The sequence below is a fragment of the Bacillus xiapuensis genome, from assembly GCF_002797355.1.
Lineage (GTDB): Bacteria > Bacillota > Bacilli > Bacillales > Domibacillaceae > Bacillus_CE > Bacillus_CE xiapuensis.
The window spans coordinates 1,129,001-1,148,785 of sequence record NZ_KZ454939.1 but is presented as its reverse complement, the minus strand read 5'-3'; the positions used below and the strand labels follow the sequence as shown (position 1 = coordinate 1,148,785).

Genomic DNA, 19,785 nt, shown 5'->3' with positions numbered 1-19,785 from the left:
CTCATCAAAGTGAGCTTTCACCTCTAATATTAATTATATTTGCATTCTCATCATTTCCTGATAGGCTTCCACTACCTTGTTGCGCACTTCCATTGTCAGCTGCATCGTCACGCTGGCTTTTTTGCTGGCAATTAACACTTGATGCAGATCAACATTTTCACCGCGAACTAGTTTGTCAGTCATTTCTGCTGATTTAGCCTCCGCTTGATTCAATTTACTTATAGACTCTTTTAAATAGCTAGAAAAATCACTTTGAGCTTCACTGGCAGAAAGCTTAGGAGAAGCTCCATCGATTTTCATATAAGGCGTCATTCCTTGAACTGATTGAATGGCCACTTTCTTCACCTCCGTTATTTACCAATCTCTAAAGCTTTCATCATCATCGCCTTTGACGCGTTCAATACAGTCACATTCGCTTCATAAGAGCGAGTAGCTGACATTAAATCGACCATTTCTCTTAATGGGTCGACGTTAGGCATTTGCACATACCCTTCTTCATTTGCATCCGGATGACTGGGATCATAGATCAGCTTAGGAGGAGTTGCCTCATCCTCCACGATTTTGGTTACTTTCACTCCCGATCCGGCGGCATGCGGCTGCTTTCCGATAGCTTGATTTAAAAAAGAAGAAAACGGGCCTTGTTTCGGCTGCAGCACAACAGATTTGCGCTGATAAGGCTGCCACTGCCCATCCACCATCTTGGCTCTAGTCGATTCCATATTAGCCATATTAGAAGAAACGACATCCATTCTTAGCCTTTGAGCCGTCAGAGCAGAAGAGGTGACATTCATGCTGTGAAACATAGACATCCTTATTTGCCTCCTTTAATGACATTGGTTAATGAATTAAATTTCCCTGCCATACGATCCGCCAGCGCATTGAAATAGATTTGGTTCTGAGCTAAGCTTGACATTTCTTTATCAATGTCAACCCCGTTGCCGTTTTGATTAAACGATTGATTCTTTTGGGTAACAACCGCCCCTTCACCGCCTGTACCTTTGAAGGCAAAATGACGGGCATCCGTGCGGTGTGCCGTAATGGTATCGTGTAGAGTATCGGCAAAGACTTTTTTAAAGCTGACGTCCTTTGCTTTATAGTTTGGTGTATCCGCATTTGCGATGTTATTCGATATGGTTTTTTGCTTAAGCGCGGAATAATTAAGCCCTTTTTCCAGGGCGGTAAAAGTACCACTAAAAATCTGCATCCTCTGTCACTCCCCTTGAATTCAACTGACGTTTACCTTAAATAAGACTATCTTCCTTGTAATTCGACATATTCTGTTGACAACTATACCACATTATCCCTTTTGGATCAGTAAAATTTACAAAATTAACAAAAACAATTCATAATTGAGATTAGCCTTACAAATATGGTAATTTGATCATGGTTTTCATTATATATTCATGAGCTTACCACATATTTAATCACAAAACAGGAAAAGTAATAAATGACAAAACGCACAATTTTATAAAAAAATATAAAAAAATTTAAAAAACCTCTGTCGAATTCTGTTTTTCATTACAGAAAACCAGCTGCAAGCCTTTCTCTTACGTTTAAACATGTGCTAAATCCACGGCGCCGCCTTTAGCCAGTGATAACTTCTCTGTGGCCAAACCGGCATATTCGTTCCCCCCCAAAAAAAAACGCTCTGCTGAATTGACCTTATTCAAAAGGCCGAATTCAGCAGAGCGGCAATACGCACAGACTTAGCTGGATTTAAGCTTTTCTAATTCCACTAAAAATTTGTCGTTAAGAACTTTAATATAGGTTCCTTTCATCCCTAAAGACCGGGACTCAATCACACCGGCACTTTCTAATTTGCGCAGCGCATTCACGATCACGGAACGTGTGATGCCGACACGGTCAGCAATCTTGGAAGCTACGAGCAGACCTTCTTTGCCGTCCAGCTCTTCAAAGATATGTTCAATCGCTTCCAGTTCACTGTAAGACAAGGAACTGATCGCCATTTGAACAACCGCTTTGCTTCTAGCCTCTTCTTCGATTTCTTCCGTTTTCTCGCGCAGGATTTCCATGCCTACAACCGTCGCTCCATATTCAGCCAAAATCAAATCGTCATCATGAAATCTTTCTTCTAAGCGGGCAAGCACTAATGTGCCCAGACGTTCCCCCGCTCCTTTGATAGGAACGATCGTGGTATAGCCATTTTTGAATAATTCTTTATTTTCCACCGGAAAGGCTGTATACTCACTGTTCACATCCAAATTTGAGGATGTTTCTTCAATGTTGAACAGGTTTTTCGTATACGCTTCTGGAAATTGGCGTTCAGCCAGCATTTTTTTCATGCGCTCGTTTTCAATTTGCTGATTTACACCGAAGCCAAGCAGCTTGCCGCGGCGGCTGACTACAAAAATATTGGCTTCTATCACTTCGGACAAAGATTCGGCCATTTCTTTAAAATTAACGGATTTGCCCGCCGCATTTTGCAACATTTTATTAATCTTTCTGGTTTTATCTAACAAATTCATTATGAAATCCTCCTACAATTACTGGTTAATCTTGAGTTGATAGATCATCTATTTTTTATTTTCTCCGGGTATATGGTACACATTAACTATTATATAGTCTCAATTGCCTATTACAAAATAAATTGACTTAAGTCTTTATCCTTTGAAATCGCTTCAAGCTTTTCATTTACATACTGTTCGGTAATCTTGATTTTATCCATGGTGATCTCAGGTGCTTCGAATGATAAATCCTCAAGCAGCTTCTCCATAATCGTATGAAGGCGGCGGGCACCTATATTATCCGTGTTTTGATTAACGTCAAAAGCAATTTCTGCAATTCTATGAATAGCATCGTCAGAAAATTCAATTTGTATACCTTCCGTTTCCAATAATGCCGCATATTGTTTAAGCAATGCATTGTCTGGTTCTACAAGAATGCAAACAAAATCATCCACAGACAGCTTTTGCAGCTCTACACGAATCGGAAAGCGCCCCTGCAGCTCCGGTATTAAATCGGACGGTTTAGACATGTGAAACGCTCCGGCGGCAATGAAAAGAATGAAGTCTGTTTTGACCGATCCATATTTGGTTACGACGGTTGATCCCTCTACAATAGGCAAGATATCTCTTTGCACGCCCTCCCGCGAGACACTTGCCGAAGAGGAAGCAGCTCCTTTGGCGGCCACTTTATCAATTTCATCAATGAAGATGATTCCCGTCTGTTCTGCGCGCTTGAGCGCTTCTTGCGTCACATCGTCCATATCAATTAACTTCTGGGCTTCTTCTGCCGTTAAAACTGCCCGCGCTTCCTTTACCTTCAGTTTTCTTTTTTTCTTCTTTTTCGGCATCAAACTGCCAAGAGCATCCTGCATATTCATCCCCATTTGCTCCATACCCGAACCTTGAAACATGTCAAACATGGAAGGGGGCTGCTCCTCCACTTCAATTGTTACGATTTGCTCCTCAAGCTCTCCGCGAGCGAGCTTCTCTGCGGCCAGCCGGCGCTTTTCGCGAATGGACGCTTCTTCTTCTGAATCCTCGCCTTCCGCTTGTGTCTCCTGGCCGCTGCCGCCAAACAGCATTTCAAACGGGTTTTTCATCGTTGCGGCCTTTTTCTTCGCCGGCACCAATAACTCAACCAGCCGGCGGTTCGCCGCTTCTTTCGCCGGTTCCTGCACCTCCTGGACCCGCTCTTCCTTGACAATTCTTACCGCTGTTTCAGCTAGATCACGCACCATCGATTCCACATCACGTCCGACGTAGCCGACCTCTGTAAATTTAGTAGCTTCCACCTTGATAAACGGCGCCCCGGAAAGCTTGGCGATGCGGCGGGCGATTTCTGTTTTCCCCACTCCTGTCGGACCGATCATTAAGATATTTTTTGGAATGATTTCATCACGGATCTGATCGCTTAAAAAGCGGCGGCGGTAGCGGTTTCTTAAAGCGACAGCCACAGCTTTCTTCGCTTCCTTTTGCCCGACAATGTACTGATCCAGCCGCTCCACGATTTGTCTTGGCGTCAACTGCATTGATTTTTTCTCCATGCCATTCACTCCTTAATCCAGTTCTTCCACTATGATTTGATCATTCGTGTAGACACATATTTCCCCGGCAATCTCTAAAGCAGCCCGCGCGATCTCCTTTGCGGTCAAATGGTCACCTGAGTATTTTTTGAGGGCCCGGCCTGCAGATAGCGCATAGTTGCCTCCAGAGCCAATGGCAAGCATCCCGTCATCCGGCTCAATCACTTCTCCAGTTCCTGAAATTAAAAGCAAATTATCTCGGTCCATAACGATCAGCATCGCTTCCAGTTTGCGCAGTACTTTATCCGATCTCCATTCTTTTGCCAGTTCAACAGCCGCTCGCTGTAAATTTCCATTATACTCCTGTAAGCGGTTTTCAAACAGCTCAAAAAGTGTAAAGGCATCCGCAACGGAGCCGGCAAATCCTGCGAGCACTTTTCCGCCGAATAGCTTGCGCACCTTTTTCGCCGTATGTTTCATTACGACGGCATTTCCGAATGTTACCTGCCCGTCACCCGACATGGCACTTTTCCCTCGGTGCTGCACTGCAAAAATCGTCGTTGCATGAAATTGTTCCATTCTTCAGATTCCTCCTTTAGGCGCGCGGATGATGCAATAAATAGCTTTTCCGCAAGTGTTCCTTTGTTACGTGAGTATAAATCTGCGTTGAAGACAAGTGGGCATGCCCTAAAAGCTCTTGGACTGTCCGCAAATCCGCTCCATTATTCAGCAAATGTGTAGCAAACGTATGCCGCAGCATATGAGGATGAATATGCGTTGTTAGCGATGCCTGACTGATCAGATTCGTTAAAATGTGACGGATGCCTCTTGCTGTCAAGGGAGCGCCACGATGATTGACAAATAGAAAAGGGTGATGATCGGCCGCTTTCATCAACGGATCTCTCGCTTCCTTTATGTATCGTTCGATCGCTTGATGCGCAAAGCTTCCAAATGGCACATACCTTTCTTTATTGCCTTTGCCGTGAACCAATACAACGGACATATCAAAATCAATTTCTTTCAATTGAATCGCTGCGCATTCACTCACCCGAATACCGGTAGCGTACAATATTTCCAGCAAAGCTTTATTGCGGATTTGCAGCGGCTTATTTCCTTCACAAACAGCAAAAAGCTCTTCCATCTCTTCTTCATAAAAGAAGGACGGAAGTTTTTTATCCGCTTTTGGCTGCTGAACGAGCGAAAAGGGATTTTCAGAAAGCAGCTTTTCTCTATTCAGGTAACGAAAAAAGCTCCGCAAGCTGGAAATTTTTCTGGCGATGGTTGCTCTAGCTATGTTTTGTTCGTGCAGACCAGTTAAATATAATCGCACGTCAAAATATTCAATTTCTGCAAGCTCGGTAATACTTTGTTCAGTAGTGAACTTAAAAAATTCTTCGATATCATATTTGTAACATTCAATAGTAGACTTTGAATAATTTTTTTCAAACTGCAAATATTCTATAAAATCACGCGAATAGTTATGGAAAAGTTCGGACATATCAACACCCCATAAAGGCTACTAAATCGTACCATACTCTGGTAGACCTGACAACAAAGTTTACAAACTTTTCACAAAAGTTCGAATTGTTTCTAAAGCGCGGGCAGCCTGGGCTTCGTACCGTTCTTTCTTATTTTTAATTTTGACAGAAAGTTCAGGGAATAAACCAAAATTTGCATTCATCGGCTGGAAATTCTTCGCGCTGGCGGCAGTAATATAGCGGGCCATGCTTCCTATCGCTGTTTCGGCAGGCGGTACAACCGGAGCTTTCCCCTGTGCCAGGCGCGCTGCATTTAAGCCGGCCACCAATCCGCTGGCTGCCGATTCCACATAGCCTTCTACACCTGTCATTTGGCCAGCAAAAAACAGCCGGTCATTCTCTTTGAACTGATAGGTTGCCTTCAAAACCTTTGGCGAATTGATAAACGTATTGCGGTGCATCACGCCGTAACGGACGATCTCTGCCTGCTCTAAACCAGGAATCAGCCGAATGACTTCTTTTTGAGGTCCCCATTTAAGATGCGTTTGGAAGCCGACGATATTATATAGCGTTCCCGCAGCATCATCTTGACGCAATTGAACAACAGCAAACGGCCTCTTACCCGTTTTCGGATCCTCTAGGCCAACTGGCTTCATCGGTCCGAACAGCATCGTTTTTTTGCCGCGCTTTGCTAACACCTCGATGGGCATGCATCCTTCAAAAAAGATTTCTTTTTCAAATTCTTTTAAAGGCACGGTTTCCGCAGATATTAACGCTTCATAAAAACGGTCAAATCCCTCCTCGGTCATTGGACAATTCAAATAAGCGGCTTCCCCTTTATCGTACCGAGATTTTAAATACACCTTATTCATATCTATGCTGTCTTTTTCCAAAATAGGAGCGGCTGCATCGTAAAAATATAAATAATCCTCTCCCGTTACATTTCTTAGCTTTTGCGATAATGATTCGCTCGTCAAAGGGCCTGTGGCAATGACCGTCAGCCCTTCCGGAATTTCCGTCACTTCTTCATGGAACACCGTTACATTCGGATGATTCTTGACGCGGTCTGTCACTTTCGCGGCGAATTCATGGCGATCCACTGCCAATGCCCCTCCAGCAGGAACCGCACAATCGTCGGCTGCTGATATAATAACAGAATTTAAACGTCTCATCTCTTCTTTTAACACACCGACCGCGTTTGTCAATGCATTCGCACGCAATGAATTGCTGCAAACGAGCTCCGCAAATTTATCTGTATGATGAGCAGGAGTTTGTTTCACCGGGCGCATTTCATATAAATGAACCTTTATTCCTCTTTCCGCTATTTGAAAAGCCGCTTCGCTCCCCGCCAAACCGGCACCGATTACATTAACCGTTTGCTCCATATTGCAATAACCTCCTGTACTATTAATAGCGCGCACATTTAGATCCCTAAAGCATTGTACAACAGACATTCTTATAAAAAAAGCTAAATGCGTTAAAAAAGCATAAAAAAGCGGGGGAACCCGCTTTTAAGCTTGCGTCTCTTCTTTATAGTCACAATTTGTGCATTGGATTTGGACGCCTTTTTTGAGTCTTTTTTCTACTAACATCTGCTCGCACTTCGGACATTTTCTCTCAATCGGCTTATCCCAAGAAAGGAACTCGCATTCAGGAAATTGATCGCATCCGTAAAAAATCCGTCTTTTTTTACTTTTTCTTTCTATTATATTCCCATCCTTGCACTTCGGACACTTAACGCCGATTTCCTTTACAATGGCTTTTGTGTTGCGGCAATCCGGGAAATTAGAGCAAGCCATGAATTTACCGTAGCGGCCCATTTTGAACACCATCGGACTGCCGCATTTCTCACAATCCTCTCCAGCTGGTTCGTCCTTTATTTCCACCTGCTCCATTTCTTCCTCAGCCTTAGTTAAATGCTTCTCAAATCCTTTATAAAATTCATCAATTATCTGTATCCATTCGACTCGGCCTTCTTCCACTCCGTCTAGATCCTTTTCCATCTTCGCTGTAAATTCCACATCAATTATATCTGCAAAAAATTCCGCCAGCAAATCATAAACGATCTCACCGAGCTCTGTCGGAATAAAACGCTTATTGTCGAGCGCTACATATCCCCGTTTCTGAATCGTATCGAGCGTTGGGGCAAAGGTTGAAGGCCGGCCAATTCCCAGCTCTTCCAGCGTCTTAACCAGCCTTGCCTCCGTATATCTTGGAGGCGGCTGCGTAAAGTGCTGCTTCGGATCAACATCAGAAGACTGCACCTTATCGCCTTTCTCTAAATGAGGCAATTGCCTGTCCTTCTCTTCTTGTCCGTCATCCGTGCCTTCTACGTATACCTTCATAAATCCTGGGAATTTCAACTTTGAACCAGTAGCCCGGAAAGTGATGTCACCATTGACAATATCCGCACTCACCGTATCCATAATAGCAGCTGCCATTTGGCTCGCCAGGAAACGTTCCCAAATCAGCTTGTACAGTCTTAGCTGATCGCGTGACAAAAATTCCTTCAGACTGCTTGGCTCTCTCATTACACTCGTCGGACGGATTGCTTCATGGGCGTCTTGCGCCTTTGCTTGCTTCTTGTCTTTTTTCGTTTCCGATGTTTTTGTGTATTCTTTGCCATGAATAGAAGAAACGTATTCGTAAGCTTCCTTTTGAGCAATGTCCGAAATTCTTGTTGAATCCGTTCTCATGTAGGTGATTAAACCGACGGTTCCTTCTTTCCCCAGATCAATTCCTTCATATAGTTGCTGCGCCAGCATCATTGTTTTCTTCGCCCGGAAGTTCAGCTTGCGGGCTGCTTCCTGCTGAAGGGAAGAAGTCGTAAAGGGCGGAGCTGGATTTCTTCTCCGCTCTCTTTTCGTCACGCTGGCCAGTTCAAATTCATTCCCCTGAATAGCACTAAGTATTTCCTTTACTTCTTGCTCGGACTTTAAGGATACTTTTTTTCCATTCTTGCCGTAAAAGGAAGCTTGGAATTGATGTTTTCCTTTTAAGAACTGGGCATCAATCGTCCAGTATTCTTCCGGCTTAAAGTTCTGGATTTCTTTCTCCCGGTCAATGATTAACCGCAACGCAACTGACTGCACCCGGCCGGCGCTTAAACCTTTTTTTACTTTTTTCCACAGCAGCGGACTGATGTTGTACCCAACGAGCCGGTCTAAAATCCGGCGGGCTTGCTGAGCATCCACCAAATCCATATTGATTGGACGCGGATGCTTAAACGACTCCTTAATAGCGTCCTTCGTAATTTCATTAAAGACGACCCGGCAATCAGAAGCTGTATCGAGATCTAAACTGTGGGCCAAATGCCAGGCGATCGCTTCCCCTTCTCTGTCGGGGTCTGCTGCGAGATAAACTCTCTTCGCTTTTTTGGCTGCGGTCTTCAATTCTTTCAATACAGGACCTTTTCCGCGAATTGTAATATATTTAGGCTCATATTTATTTTCGATATCCACGCCCATCTGACTCTTAGGCAAATCGCGCACATGGCCCATTGATGCTTTTACTTTGTATTTTTTCCCCAAATAGCGTTCAATTGTCTTTGCTTTTGCAGGGGATTCCACTATCACTAAATAATCCGACATGCATAAACCTCCCCTAGAGGTGAAAATAAATAGATGTAACAAACATTATTAGCTGTCTTCATAACGATTGTCAATTAATTACGTTTATTTATTCTCCAATTGTTTAGTTCCTGGCATCCTCTATTTATTCGATGTCCGTTTTTATTGATGATTCTTTTGCAAAATTTAATACAGATTGAGAAGAAATGCAACCCTTTTTTAAAAAACTTTCCAGAATAATCTAATCATGAAGCGGATATTCACCTCTTCTCTGCATTCTATGAATCTTATTCTCTGCTAATTTCATTTAAAATATCCTCACTGCTGCGGACTAGTTTAGCCCCATCGCTTAATAAGTCGTTTGTCCCAGCCGACAAAGGATCCGTAATCATTCCCGGCACGCAGAATACTTCTCTCCCTTGTTCTAATGCGCAATGAGCAGTAATTAGAGAGCCGCTGCTTTTCCCTGCTTGTACGACTACCGTACCGAGGGAGAGGCCGCTGATAATTCGGTTTCTTGCAGGAAACTGCCATTTTTCCGGGCGAGTGCAGGGAGGATACTCTGATAAAAGCAGATGAGAACGGATAATCTCACTGGCAAGCCGCTTGTTTTCAGCCGGATAAAGATGGTAGAAGCCTCCGGCAATGACGGCTATAGTACGACCCGAGCATTTGATCGCTTCCCTATGAGCCATCGCATCAATCCCTTTAGCCAGTCCGCTGACAATGACACAGCCGTGAGCGACTAAATCAGGCATAAGCATTTGAATGGCTCGGGCTCCGTATTCATTCGCCTTGCGGGCTCCGACAATCGCCAGCTTCCGGCTAGCTTGCAGCAAGGATAGATCGCCAGCCGCATAAATCCCCCACGGCGGCTGCGGAAGCGTTAGCAGGAGCTTAGGATATTGCTTGCTAAAAAGAGGAATAAACGAGATGCCTTGGTTATGGTATTCTGTTAGGATAGCATTCATGGATTGGTGATGGAGCTGATGTCTGATGGAAGCTGCTTCTGTAATCGGGAGATTTAACAGAGAGGAAAGCTGAGGTGCTGAATAATGGTATAAGTTTTCTAACCGCGAATCCTGCTTTAATAAATTAAAGATGGACTTCCATCCTATTTTGCGGCAATGCTGCAAATGAATGATTCTTTTGGCTACTTCCTTCAACTAATATCGCCTCCTAATATACAGCAGAAGCAGCTTCTCGGCCATCATAGCGAGAAGCTGCAATTCTGACAGGATTTATTCAGGTTTCCCTCATCGATTAATGAGTTTTGCACTCATCGTATAAGCCTTTTTCTTTCAGCACTTTGATTAATGTCTCACCCATGACAGCCGGTGTTTCAGCTACCGCGATTCCGCATTCATTCATCACGCGGATTTTCTCATCAGCAGTACCCTTGCCTCCGGAAATAATCGCTCCTGCATGACCCATGCGCTTTCCTGGAGGGGCTGTCCGGCCGCCGATAAATCCGACAACTGGTTTATCCATGTTCTCTTTAATCCAGCGAGCCGCGTCTTCTTCAGCTGTTCCTCCGATCTCGCCAATCATAATAACAGCCTTTGTTTCCGGATCTTCATTAAACGCTTTTAGCACGTCAATAAAATCCGTGCCATTGACAGGGTCGCCGCCGATTCCTACTGCGGAAGTCTGACCGATTCCGGCTTGTGAGAGCTGGTGAACCGCTTCATACGTCAAGGTGCCGGAACGGGAAACGACGCCAACATGCCCCTTCGTATGAATATAGCCGGGCATGATGCCGATTTTACATTCGCCAGGTGAAATGACTCCAGGACAGTTCGGTCCGATTAAGCGGGTTTTCTTATCCTTCATATACCGCTTTACTTTCACCATATCTAATACAGGTATATGTTCCGTAATGCAAATGACTAAGTCCAGCTCAGCATCTACAGCTTCCACAATCGCATCGGCTGCAAACGGAGCAGGAACATAAATAACCGAAGCGTTGGCTCCAGTCTTTTCAACCGCTTCTTTCACGGTGTTAAATACAGGCACTCCCTCTGCTTCTGTGCCGCCTTTTCCCGGGGTTACTCCGCCAACGATTTTGGTGCCGTATTCAAGCATTTGTTTCGTATGAAAAAGAGCCGTAGAACCAGTAATACCTTGAACGATTACTTTCGTATCTTTATTTACAAATACACTCATGCCTATACCTGCCTTTCTATTATCAACTATCTGATGTTATTTGCTCACTAGTTCAACAATTTTTTCTGCACCGTCGGCCATGGATTCAGCAGCAACAATATCGATATCCGATTCGCGTAAAATCTTCTTCCCTAAATCAACATTTGTTCCTTCTAAGCGAACGACTAACGGCACGCTGAGGCCAACTTGCTTAGCAGCTTCCACTACGCCGGTTGCAATGACGTCACATTTCATAATTCCTCCGAAGATGTTCACAAAGATGCCCTTCACATTCTTGTCAGAAAGAATGATCTTGAAGGCTTCTGTTACCTTTTCAGCTGTTGCGCCACCGCCAACATCCAGGAAGTTGGCCGGATCGCCGCCGTAATGCTTAATGATATCCATCGTTGCCATCGCAAGCCCCGCTCCATTCACCATGCAGCCGATATTTCCATCAAGCGAGATATAGCTTAAGTCGTATTTGGACGCTTCGATTTCTTTTGGATCTTCCTCTTCTAAATCACGGTAATCTACAATGTCTTTATGACGGAATAAAGCGTTGGAATCAAAGTTGAATTTTGCATCCAAAGCCATTACGTTGCCGTCTCCGGTTACCACTAGCGGATTAATTTCTGCGATAGAGGCATCCTTCTCTATGAACGCTGTGTAAAGGCCCATCATAAATTTCACTGCTTTATTCACTAACTTTGCTGGTATATTCATGCTAAATGCAATGCGGCGAGCTTGATATGGCATCAAGCCTAAAACAGGGTCAATATACTCTTTGAAAATTTTCTCAGGCGTTGCTGCCGCTACTTCTTCAATGTCCATCCCGCCTTCTTCTGAAGCCATTAAAACGACTTGCGAAGTGGCGCGATCCAGAACAAGACCAAGGTAATATTCCTTTTGAATATCGCAGCCTTCTTCAATAAGTAAGCGCTTCACTTCTTGGCCTTCAGGACCCGTTTGATGAGTAACAAGCTGTTTGCCTAAAATTTCATCCGCATATGTACGTACTTCATCAATGCTCTTTGCTACTTTTACACCGCCAGCTTTTCCGCGGCCGCCCGCGTGAATTTGGGCTTTCACTACGCAAACGTCTGTCCCCAATTCTTTCGCAGCTGCCACTGCTTCTTCTACAGAAAACGCAACCTTGCCGTTCGGAACGGCAACCCCGTAACTTCTGAGGATTTCTTTACCTTGATACTCATGGATATTCATACTCCATCCTCCTATCAATCTCAAAAAGTAGACTGCGCTTCCATTGTATATAAACTCGGAAATTATGTCCAGATTTTGAACTTATTTTGTCCATAATCTCAATATTCAATTTTTAAGTGACAGAAGGAAACAGAAGGTCCAAATCCTGTCATTTCCTCTCCTGATCAAGGCGGTAAATAAAAGCAAAAACTTCAGCAACAGCTTGATACAGCTCTTCAGGAATGGATTCATTGATTTCCAGCTTTCCCAATAACTCCACAAGATTTGGATCCTCCTGTACGGGAATATTATGCTCTATCGCCTTGGCGATGATGCTGTCCGCTATTTTCCCTTTTCCTTTTGCTAGCAGCACTGGCGCATGACTTTCCGGGCGATAAGAAAGAGCAGCTGCCTGCGTTCTTTTCTCTTCATTTTTCATACGCGAATATCCACTCCCGCATACGGTTGTTCATGCATAACTTCAGCCATCGGAGCGACGTGTGCTTGTTTTGGCTTCTTAAATTGAACGTTTGAAAGCTGGTAGCCCCGCTTTTCCATCCCTGCTTTTAAAGCCGGAATAAACGGCTCAGCTGCGGCTTTCAGCCCATCGGTTTCATTGAAGATCTGCAAGCTGATAATCCGATTTTGCACTTGCATGTCAATCACCGTTTCCCGAATGTTTTCTAAAGTCAAATAAAACAGCACCCGGCAATAACTGGGATCCAACTGATCCCGCTCGGTTTTCTTTCCTGACCATTGCAGTGTTAAATCCGTTTGCCAGCCGAATAAGTGTACGGGCACTTGCATAACAAGCTGCTGCATTGGCCCATTATCGCCCGATAGAAGCTGCTGGGCATTGATTCGGCCGAGCATTTGCTCAGCTGCATCTTTAATAGAAGCCGGAACGCCTTCCGCCATCAGGCGCAATAGCTGCGGCTTAATCATTTGCTCGAAATCCGCATTTTCCCTTCCTTTAGCTCCAAGCAGCGATTCTAAATCAACACCCAGACGCTGAAAGGCTTCCTTGATCAGCGCGAGCGCATCCTTCCCGGCCAGCTGCTGATGGGCCTGCTGTTCGGCGCTCACCACCAGCTGCTGGAACCAGGCTTCTGCTTTGAGCGGCGTTGCGGGTGACTGGATTCCCGCCGTTTGCGCTTGCCGGCGCACTTCACGAAGCAGCATCCCTTCCTCTTGCTGAAATAATGCATCCAGCTGGCGAAGACTGACAGACAGATTGTCATTTTCCACAATCAGCTTTGCAGCCAGCTTAAAAACGGCAGCCGCTTGTTCCGACTTGAAGCCATGCTCCCTCACGCTGGCCACAAGCCGGGGAATCTCTGGCATTTGCTCTCCCGATCCTGACGGGCGGCCGGATAATTGCTGCAAAGCTTGCAGCAAGCTTTGCAGCGCTTCCTTGTTTGTCGGTTCCTTGACTAGCTGACGGACGGCCGCTCTCAATTCCGCTACAGTGGCTTCAATAGCTGCCTTTTTTGCGGTCAGCATTCGTTCGTTTGAGGTAACAGGAGTCTCTTGGCGGACAGTGAGCTCCGGCTTATGCAAAAGCCCGGAAAGTGCCATATCCAAGCTTTGAGCGTTTGCCGGAATCACTCCCCATGACTTTAACAGCTGAAGTGCCGCGGCTTGTTCTGCCGCTGGTTTTCCCGGCAGAACAAGCGCATCCACGACTGCGGATAGAATGCGATGCGCAATGCTTTTGGAAAGCGGCATCTGTGTTTCATCCAGCAATTTCATTAAACGCTGAGCTGAAGCAGGCGGATCAGCAAGCTGCTTGAGAGCCGTTACCAGCTCTTTGCTCAGCTGATGGAAGCTTGCAGGAGACTGAGCGCTTGCTAAAGATTGAAATACATCCTTTGTAAATGGAAACGACCGGTCCAGCATCGTTTTAATGATCGACATCCCCCGAGAAACCCCTGTGTCTTCCAGCCATTTTCCGGCTTGAATAATCTTCTCTTTTGTAAGCGGTATTTGATCACGAATCATTTGTTCCGCCAATGCTTTGTTTTCTTTGGTCACTGGAATGGAAAGCTGCTGCAAAAGTGTTTCCGCCAGCTTGGAAAGAGAGCTTTTTGCAGAAGCGGGGGGAGAAATCACCTTGACCTCAAGCCCGTTTGCCAAGGAATGAACATGAAACCAGTAGCGTTCTCCCTGCTGCAGCGGCACTTCTAGCTTAGCAATAAGTTTGCTCGTGCCCACCTCGATTTCCGCAAAGCCATGAGGGAGCATTTTAGCAATTTTTCCCGCAAAGATCTGGCCCTCGCGCATCACAAGCGGCTTTTCTGCTTTCAGCTGTCCTGAACCGGCTCCTACTTGTCCGATATTCATATTTCACACCACCTTCAGTTTTTTAGCAGTCCCATCATCTCTTTTACTGGGGAAAAGCTTGTGCGATGAATGGGACAAGGGCCAAACTCTCTCAATCCTGCTAGATGCTCCTTCGTCCCGTACCCCATATTTTTATCAAATCCAAAATGAGGATAGGTTAAAGAGTACTTTTTCATTAAACGGTCCCTTGTCACTTTGGCTATGATGGAAGCAGCTGCAATGGACGCACTTTTGGCATCTCCTTTAATCAGCGAGGTTTGCCGAATGAGAACGTTCAGCTCCATTGCGTCAATGAGCAAATACTCTGGATGTCCATTTAATTTCCCAAGCGCTTGGATCATTGCCAGTTTTGTCGCTTCATAAATATTGATCCGGTCAATGTCGCTGGAAGGGATGATGCCAATTCCCACATCGGCTGTTTCCATAAGGATGTCGTAAAACCGTTCGCGTTTGGATGCGCTGAGCTTCTTAGAATCATTGATTCCCGGCAAGTAAACATCGCTGGGGAGAACAACCGCCGCGGCCACTACAGGCCCCGCCAGCGGTCCCCTTCCCACTTCATCAATCCCTGCGATACGCTCGATCCCTTGAGTCCATAACCCGGTTTCATAAGTTAGCATTTCTTTGAACTGCATTTGCTCTTTTTTCATTTTTTCCTGAGCTTTGTACCATTGCTGTACGGCCTGCTGAACGCCTTTGCGAGGGTCTTGCAGCCACTCTTGCAGCCGGGGATCGTCCTCAGATACAATTTCTTTGATGATTTTCTTTATTTCAGAAATGGGCTTTGTCATTTGTCTTCCTTTCTATCGGCTAGTGCGTTTATTCTTATATCGGTTCTTTCTAAATGAAATAAAGGCCCTTTTTGAGGGGCCTTATCGTTTCTATTATTCAGATGGGGATGGAGGAATATCAAAAGTGAGCTTTCCGAGCTTTTCGCCGCGGATCTCGCGGATAATCAAATCGGTTGTTTTGTCATAATCGACTTCTGCTCCGCTTGTTAAACAGCCGCGTAGCTTTGCGATATGATTGAAGATCTCCACGATTTCCTCAGGCGGATCCTCCAGCTGGAAACGTTCCTTTAAACGCTGAGGATAATGCGCTTCTAAAAAGCGCAGAGCAAAGACGGCGACATCCTGCAAGTTCAATACCGTATCTTTAATCGCACCGGTTAACGCCAGCTTATAGCCGGTCTCTTGGTCTTCAAATTTCGGCCATAAAATCCCTGGTGTATCTAAAAGTTCCAGTTCTTTGCCGGCTTTAATCCATTGCTGGGCTTTTGTTACTCCCGGCATATTACCCGTCTTGGCAATGTTTTTTTTCGCCAGACGGTTAATCAATGTCGATTTGCCGACATTGGGAATGCCGACGATCATGGCCCGGATGGCCCGCGGTTTAATGCCGCGCGCTTTCATGCGCTCAAACTTTGGCCGCAGGATGTCTTTGGCTGCTTTATTGATCGCTTGCAGCCCGCTGCCGGCTTGCGAATTAATCGCTAGCGCTCGGATTCCTTCCCGCTCAAAATAAGACAGCCACTTGGCGGTCAATGCAGGGTCCGCCATATCCGCTTTATTCAATAAGACGAGTCTTGGCTTTTGCTGAATGATGTCATCAATCATCGGGTTTCTCGATGACATTGGAAGACGAGCATCTACTAATTCAAATACAATATCTACGAGCTTTAACTTTTCCGTTACTTCCCGGCGGGCTTTGGCCATATGGCCGGGAAACCATTGAATTGTCAAAGGCGCCACCTCCGTTCTTCGATGTTTATTCCGTTCAGTCTACGAGACGCATTCTGTTTAAAGGCCAGAACACTACACTCGTATCGCCAACCACCTTATCCATACTGATCGTTCCTATATGCCGGCCGTCTTTGCTTCTTAGACGATTATCCCCTAATACGAAGATCTCTCCTTCCGGCACGGTCTTGCGGGCGATGATTTCCTCCAGCGTGAAATCAGGAGTCAGCTGGCCGCCCGCTTGTTTTTTATATTCATCTAAATACGGCTCTTCATAATATTTCCCGTTTATATATAATTTGTCATCCTTGTACTCGACCGTATCGCCCGGCAGTCCAATGACCCTTTTTATGTAATCTTTATTTTCAGGAGCATGGAAAACAACAATGTCAAACCGTTCCGGCTCGCCAATTTTGTTTACAATCATCCAGTCTCCATTTTGCAATGTGGGCATCATGGATTCTCCGTCTACTACAATGGGCGCAATGATAAAGTAACGTATGATTGCCGCTAACCCAATTGCAATTAAAAAAGCTTTTGTCCATTCCCAAAATTCGCTTTTTGCCTTTGCCAAATTTGCCACCACCTATATTTTATATCTTTTATCATATCACGTTGTCTCCGTTAGAGAAAAGCCGCAAGAGTTTTTCATTTGAAAAAGGAGCTTGTCTCCAAGCTCCCTTCACAAAAGTTGTATGATTATCTGATTTCTTTAATACGAGCTGCTTTACCACGCAGATTGCGTAAATAGTAAAGTTTAGCACGGCGAACTTTACCGCGGCGAATAACTTCGATTTTAGCAATCTTTGGTGTATGAAGCGGGAAGGTTCTTTCAACGCCAACACCGTAAGAAATTTTGCGGACAGTGAATGTCTCGCTAATTCCGCCTCCGCGACGCTTGATAACCACACCTTCAAATACCTGGATACGCTCGCGAGTACCCTCGATAACTTTAACGTGTACGCGGACAGTATCTCCAGCACGGAAAGCCGGAAGATCTGTGCGAAGCTGTTCCTGAGTAAGTTCTTGAATCAATTTATGCATTCTATTCCTCTCCTTCTAACAGATGCTCATAACGGTTTATATACGGCCGCAGCGGAACACCGTTTTAATGGGTCTGGGCTGAATAGCCGCAAACCACGCTAAGATCTTACCATACTATAACTAGCAAATCAAGAGTTTTTTTCTTTTTGCCAAGCTTTCAGCCATTGTAATTGCTTATCAGTCAGCGGGTAGCTTTCCAGCAAATCGGGACGCCGTTCCCACGTCCTCCGCAGCGATTGCTGGTTTCGCCATTCGTCAATTAAACGATGGTTCCCAGAGGTAAGAACGTCCGGTACTTTTAAGCCGCGGAAATCTGCCGGCCTTGTATATTGAGGATGCTCAAGCAAGCCGGAGGAGAAGGAATCGAGCACGGGAGAATCTTCATTTCCCAGCACGTCCGGCAGCAGACGGACGACGCTGTCAACGACCACCATCGCCCCCAATTCTCCCCCTGTCAGGATGTAATCGCCGATGGAGATTTCATCGGTGACAAGCTGTTCACGAATGCGTTCATCATAGCCCTCATAATGACCGCAAATAAACACTAAATGTTCTTCCTTCGCCAGCTCTTCCGCCTTTTTCTGAGTGAATGTTTCTCCTTGCGGGCACATTAAAATCACGCGTTGCTCAGCAGACTCCGCCCGCTGTTTGACATGATCAATGGCGTCAAAGATGGGCTGAGGCTTTAACACCATGCCCGCACCCCCGCCATAAGGATAATCATCTACCGCTTGATGCTTTCCTTCAGCGAACTCTCTGAAGTTGATGACATTATACTGAACTTTGCCTTTCTCTGCCGCTTTCTTGAGCATTGAAGACCGGAAAACCCCCTCAAACATTTCCGGAAATAGGGACAGAACGTCAATCTTCATCATGACAGCAATCCTTCCATCGGTTCGATGACGATGACTTTCTCGTTCACGTCCACTTTCTTAACGACTGATTCGATGTACGGAATGTAATAGTCCTTCCCCGCTTTTCCTCCCACAACCCAAACGTCGTTCGCTCCGGGCGTGAGAATTTCCTTTACGAGGCCGACTTCTTCTCCCTCTATTGTTTGGACAGTACAGCCGATAATTTCATGGAAATAGTACTCTCCTTCTTCCAGTTCACCGAGCTGGCTCTCTTTCACCTTTAATAACGCTCCCTTCAGCGGCTCGACCTGACTCAATGTAACGAATCCATCAAACGTTAACAAATCAAAGGTCTTATGTGTTCGGTGAGAAGCGACCGTCACCGGCTTTCCTTCTGTATCCCCTGAGACGAATAAATAGAGTATGCTGCCAACCTTATATCTTTCTTCGGGGAAGTCCGTTCGTGAAATCACACGGACTTCCCCTTTGATTCCGTGTGTATTAACAATCTTGCCTACATTAAACCACTTTTCCATCAATCGCTTCACCTCTATCGAATTTCAATAATGATGCCGTCTTTAACTACAATCGCTCTTTCCTGCTCCGGCCCGCTCCAGCAATCGCCAACTTTAACGTCTGTCAATGTCTGCCTCTCACACTCTTTCAGCTCGCTTCCAAGCGGCAAAAGCTCCAGCTGTTTTTTCTGAAATTCGATATTCTTGATTTTATCTAATCGCTGCTGCGTTTCCTTTTCGTAAAACTCCGCTATGTCTTTTTGATTTCCTTTATATTGTTTATCTGTTTTTTTGCGTTCAAAGCGAAGCTGTTCACACTCTGTTTGCAGCTGATTGATTTTTTCTGAGTACGAGGCAAGGAGCTTTTGTTTCAGCTTCTCAGTCAGCACTTGTTTGACAATGACTGTTTGCAAAATCTGCATCAACCGAACCTCCCATCCATTTTGGGGAAGAAATTAAAAGTTTATACGCAAATAGGGAGGTTTCCCCTCCCTATTTGCCTGCTTCTGCATCCATTTATCGATGGGGCCATCCGATTTCCGCTTCACCAAAAAGCAGCGGTCAGATGGCTATGTCATCATTGAAAAGCGACTTTTCTCCGCTAATTACTTGCCGTGTTTCGCAAGATGGAATTTCTCCATGATGCCAGCATTAGAGAAAAGGTTGCGCACTGTATCAGATGGTTTCGCGCCATTTTGCATCCATTTAAGCGCAAGCTCCTCGTCAATCTTCACTTCAGCTGGCTGAACGACTGGATTGTATGTGCCGATTGTTTCGATTTGGCGTCCGTCGCGAGGAGAACGAGAATCTGCTACTACGATACGATAGAATGGGTTTCTTTTTGCACCCATGCGTTTTAAACGAATTTTTACTGCCATTTTTAAAGCACCTCCGAATAGTTTCACACAAG

22 protein-coding genes are annotated in these 19,785 nt (G+C 45.2%); all 22 read right to left on the bottom strand.

The genetic code is table 11. The features are described 5' to 3' along the window. Positions 1 to 33: 33 nt before the first annotated feature. A complete protein-coding gene (gene fliE / locus CEF20_RS05770; protein WP_408607802.1) occupies positions 34 to 300 on the bottom strand; it encodes a flagellar hook-basal body complex protein FliE in 267 nt (88 codons plus the stop codon). 50 nt (positions 301 to 350) lie between these two features. Further along, positions 351 to 809: a flagellar basal body rod protein FlgC gene (flgC, locus tag CEF20_RS05765; protein WP_100330907.1), complete on the bottom strand. Its 459-nt coding sequence runs from the start codon at positions 807 to 809 to the stop codon at positions 351 to 353. A gap of 2 nt (positions 810 to 811) precedes the next feature. Beyond that, positions 812 to 1,204, bottom strand: coding sequence for a flagellar basal body rod protein FlgB (gene flgB, locus CEF20_RS05760; RefSeq protein ID WP_100330906.1), 393 nt, complete (start codon positions 1,202 to 1,204; stop codon positions 812 to 814). A gap of 502 nt (positions 1,205 to 1,706) precedes the next feature. Continuing rightward, positions 1,707 to 2,486, bottom strand: coding sequence for a GTP-sensing pleiotropic transcriptional regulator CodY (gene codY, locus CEF20_RS05755; RefSeq protein WP_100330905.1), 780 nt, complete (start codon positions 2,484 to 2,486; stop codon positions 1,707 to 1,709). Positions 2,487 to 2,596: 110 nt separating this feature from the next. Further along, positions 2,597 to 4,009, bottom strand: a complete 1,413-nt coding sequence (gene hslU / locus CEF20_RS05750; protein WP_100330904.1) for an HslU--HslV peptidase ATPase subunit — start codon at positions 4,007 to 4,009, stop codon at positions 2,597 to 2,599. Positions 4,010 to 4,021: 12 nt separating this feature from the next. Beyond that, a complete protein-coding gene (gene hslV, locus CEF20_RS05745) occupies positions 4,022 to 4,567 on the bottom strand; it encodes an ATP-dependent protease subunit HslV (protein WP_100330903.1) in 546 nt (181 codons plus the stop codon). Between the two features lie 16 nt (positions 4,568 to 4,583). Continuing rightward, positions 4,584 to 5,486 carry a tyrosine recombinase XerC gene (gene xerC / locus CEF20_RS05740; RefSeq protein WP_100330902.1) on the bottom strand — a complete coding sequence of 301 codons (903 nt, stop codon included), beginning with the start codon at positions 5,484 to 5,486 and terminating at the stop codon, positions 4,584 to 4,586. Between the two features lie 60 nt (positions 5,487 to 5,546). Further along, positions 5,547 to 6,851 (bottom strand): FADH(2)-oxidizing methylenetetrahydrofolate--tRNA-(uracil(54)-C(5))-methyltransferase TrmFO, encoded by a 1,305-nt coding sequence (gene trmFO / locus CEF20_RS05735; RefSeq protein WP_100330901.1) that lies wholly within the window; start codon positions 6,849 to 6,851, stop codon positions 5,547 to 5,549. 126 nt (positions 6,852 to 6,977) lie between these two features. Further along, on the bottom strand, positions 6,978 to 9,056 hold the full coding sequence (gene topA, locus CEF20_RS05730) for a type I DNA topoisomerase (RefSeq protein ID WP_100330900.1): 2,079 nt from the start codon (positions 9,054 to 9,056) through the stop codon (positions 6,978 to 6,980). A 266-nt stretch (positions 9,057 to 9,322) separates the two neighbouring features. After that, a complete protein-coding gene (gene dprA, locus CEF20_RS05725; RefSeq protein ID WP_100330899.1) occupies positions 9,323 to 10,201 on the bottom strand; it encodes a DNA-processing protein DprA in 879 nt (292 codons plus the stop codon). Between the two features lie 97 nt (positions 10,202 to 10,298). After that, positions 10,299 to 11,201, bottom strand: coding sequence for a succinate--CoA ligase subunit alpha (gene sucD, locus CEF20_RS05720; protein ID WP_100330898.1), 903 nt, complete (start codon positions 11,199 to 11,201; stop codon positions 10,299 to 10,301). A gap of 36 nt (positions 11,202 to 11,237) precedes the next feature. Further along, positions 11,238 to 12,401 carry an ADP-forming succinate--CoA ligase subunit beta gene (gene sucC / locus CEF20_RS05715; protein WP_100330897.1) on the bottom strand — a complete coding sequence of 388 codons (1,164 nt, stop codon included), beginning with the start codon at positions 12,399 to 12,401 and terminating at the stop codon, positions 11,238 to 11,240. 148 nt (positions 12,402 to 12,549) lie between these two features. After that, positions 12,550 to 12,819 (bottom strand): EscU/YscU/HrcU family type III secretion system export apparatus switch protein, encoded by a 270-nt coding sequence (locus CEF20_RS05710; protein ID WP_100330896.1) that lies wholly within the window; start codon positions 12,817 to 12,819, stop codon positions 12,550 to 12,552. After that, complete coding sequence (locus tag CEF20_RS05705; protein WP_100330895.1) at positions 12,816 to 14,723, bottom strand: hypothetical protein; 1,908 nt, start codon at positions 14,721 to 14,723, stop codon at positions 12,816 to 12,818. Before CEF20_RS05705 ends, CEF20_RS05710 begins: the two co-directional genes overlap by 4 nt. Before the next feature lie 14 nt (positions 14,724 to 14,737). Further along, positions 14,738 to 15,514, bottom strand: coding sequence for a ribonuclease HII (locus CEF20_RS05700; RefSeq protein WP_100330894.1), 777 nt, complete (start codon positions 15,512 to 15,514; stop codon positions 14,738 to 14,740). Between the two features lie 93 nt (positions 15,515 to 15,607). Continuing rightward, positions 15,608 to 16,465, bottom strand: coding sequence for a ribosome biogenesis GTPase YlqF (gene ylqF, locus CEF20_RS05695; protein ID WP_100330893.1), 858 nt, complete (start codon positions 16,463 to 16,465; stop codon positions 15,608 to 15,610). Positions 16,466 to 16,499: 34 nt separating this feature from the next. After that, the gene (gene lepB / locus CEF20_RS05690) at positions 16,500 to 17,036 is read right to left on the bottom strand and encodes a signal peptidase I (protein ID WP_100330892.1); all 537 of its coding nucleotides are present in this window, start codon (positions 17,034 to 17,036) and stop codon (positions 16,500 to 16,502) included. 125 nt (positions 17,037 to 17,161) lie between these two features. Continuing rightward, positions 17,162 to 17,506: a 50S ribosomal protein L19 gene (gene rplS, locus CEF20_RS05685; RefSeq protein ID WP_100330891.1), complete on the bottom strand. Its 345-nt coding sequence runs from the start codon at positions 17,504 to 17,506 to the stop codon at positions 17,162 to 17,164. Between the two features lie 128 nt (positions 17,507 to 17,634). Continuing rightward, positions 17,635 to 18,378: a tRNA (guanosine(37)-N1)-methyltransferase TrmD gene (trmD, locus tag CEF20_RS05680; RefSeq protein WP_198508500.1), complete on the bottom strand. Its 744-nt coding sequence runs from the start codon at positions 18,376 to 18,378 to the stop codon at positions 17,635 to 17,637. Beyond that, complete coding sequence (gene rimM / locus CEF20_RS05675; RefSeq protein WP_100330889.1) at positions 18,378 to 18,896, bottom strand: ribosome maturation factor RimM; 519 nt, start codon at positions 18,894 to 18,896, stop codon at positions 18,378 to 18,380. The genes trmD and rimM overlap by 1 nt, the downstream gene beginning before the upstream one ends. A gap of 14 nt (positions 18,897 to 18,910) precedes the next feature. Then, on the bottom strand, positions 18,911 to 19,297 hold the full coding sequence (locus CEF20_RS05670; RefSeq protein ID WP_100330888.1) for a YlqD family protein: 387 nt from the start codon (positions 19,295 to 19,297) through the stop codon (positions 18,911 to 18,913). Positions 19,298 to 19,480: 183 nt separating this feature from the next. Further along, entirely contained in the window at positions 19,481 to 19,753 is a 273-nt protein-coding gene (gene rpsP, locus CEF20_RS05665) for a 30S ribosomal protein S16 (RefSeq protein ID WP_100330887.1), read from the bottom strand. Positions 19,754 to 19,785 lie beyond the last annotated feature (32 nt).

What these genes read in the sequence shown, in the direction of transcription:
- sucC (WP_100330897.1), bottom strand. Translation starts at nt 12,401, where the DNA reads ATGAATATCCATGAGTATCAAGGTAAAGAAATCCTCAGAAGTTACGGG.
- topA (WP_100330900.1), bottom strand. Translation starts at nt 9,056, where the DNA reads ATGTCGGATTATTTAGTGATAGTGGAATCCCCTGCAAAAGCAAAGACA.
- flgC (WP_100330907.1), bottom strand. Translation starts at nt 809, where the DNA reads ATGTCTATGTTTCACAGCATGAATGTCACCTCTTCTGCTCTGACGGCT.
- trmD (WP_198508500.1), bottom strand. Translation starts at nt 18,378, where the DNA reads ATGAAGATTGACGTTCTGTCCCTATTTCCGGAAATGTTTGAGGGGGTT.
- xerC (WP_100330902.1), bottom strand. Translation starts at nt 5,486, where the DNA reads ATGTCCGAACTTTTCCATAACTATTCGCGTGATTTTATAGAATATTTG.
- codY (WP_100330905.1), bottom strand. Translation starts at nt 2,486, where the DNA reads ATGAATTTGTTAGATAAAACCAGAAAGATTAATAAAATGTTGCAAAAT.
- hslV (WP_100330903.1), bottom strand. Translation starts at nt 4,567, where the DNA reads ATGGAACAATTTCATGCAACGACGATTTTTGCAGTGCAGCACCGAGGG.
- flgB (WP_100330906.1), bottom strand. Translation starts at nt 1,204, where the DNA reads ATGCAGATTTTTAGTGGTACTTTTACCGCCCTGGAAAAAGGGCTTAAT.
- rpsP (WP_100330887.1), bottom strand. Translation starts at nt 19,753, where the DNA reads ATGGCAGTAAAAATTCGTTTAAAACGCATGGGTGCAAAAAGAAACCCA.
- CEF20_RS05700 (WP_100330894.1), bottom strand. Translation starts at nt 15,514, where the DNA reads ATGACAAAGCCCATTTCTGAAATAAAGAAAATCATCAAAGAAATTGTA.
- rplS (WP_100330891.1), bottom strand. Translation starts at nt 17,506, where the DNA reads ATGCATAAATTGATTCAAGAACTTACTCAGGAACAGCTTCGCACAGAT.
- CEF20_RS05670 (WP_100330888.1), bottom strand. Translation starts at nt 19,297, where the DNA reads ATGCAGATTTTGCAAACAGTCATTGTCAAACAAGTGCTGACTGAGAAG.
- CEF20_RS05710 (WP_100330896.1), bottom strand. Translation starts at nt 12,819, where the DNA reads ATGAAAAATGAAGAGAAAAGAACGCAGGCAGCTGCTCTTTCTTATCGC.
- fliE (WP_408607802.1), bottom strand. Translation starts at nt 300, where the DNA reads ATGAAAATCGATGGAGCTTCTCCTAAGCTTTCTGCCAGTGAAGCTCAA.
- sucD (WP_100330898.1), bottom strand. Translation starts at nt 11,201, where the DNA reads ATGAGTGTATTTGTAAATAAAGATACGAAAGTAATCGTTCAAGGTATT.
- CEF20_RS05705 (WP_100330895.1), bottom strand. Translation starts at nt 14,723, where the DNA reads ATGAATATCGGACAAGTAGGAGCCGGTTCAGGACAGCTGAAAGCAGAA.
- trmFO (WP_100330901.1), bottom strand. Translation starts at nt 6,851, where the DNA reads ATGGAGCAAACGGTTAATGTAATCGGTGCCGGTTTGGCGGGGAGCGAA.
- hslU (WP_100330904.1), bottom strand. Translation starts at nt 4,009, where the DNA reads ATGGAGAAAAAATCAATGCAGTTGACGCCAAGACAAATCGTGGAGCGG.
- rimM (WP_100330889.1), bottom strand. Translation starts at nt 18,896, where the DNA reads ATGGAAAAGTGGTTTAATGTAGGCAAGATTGTTAATACACACGGAATC.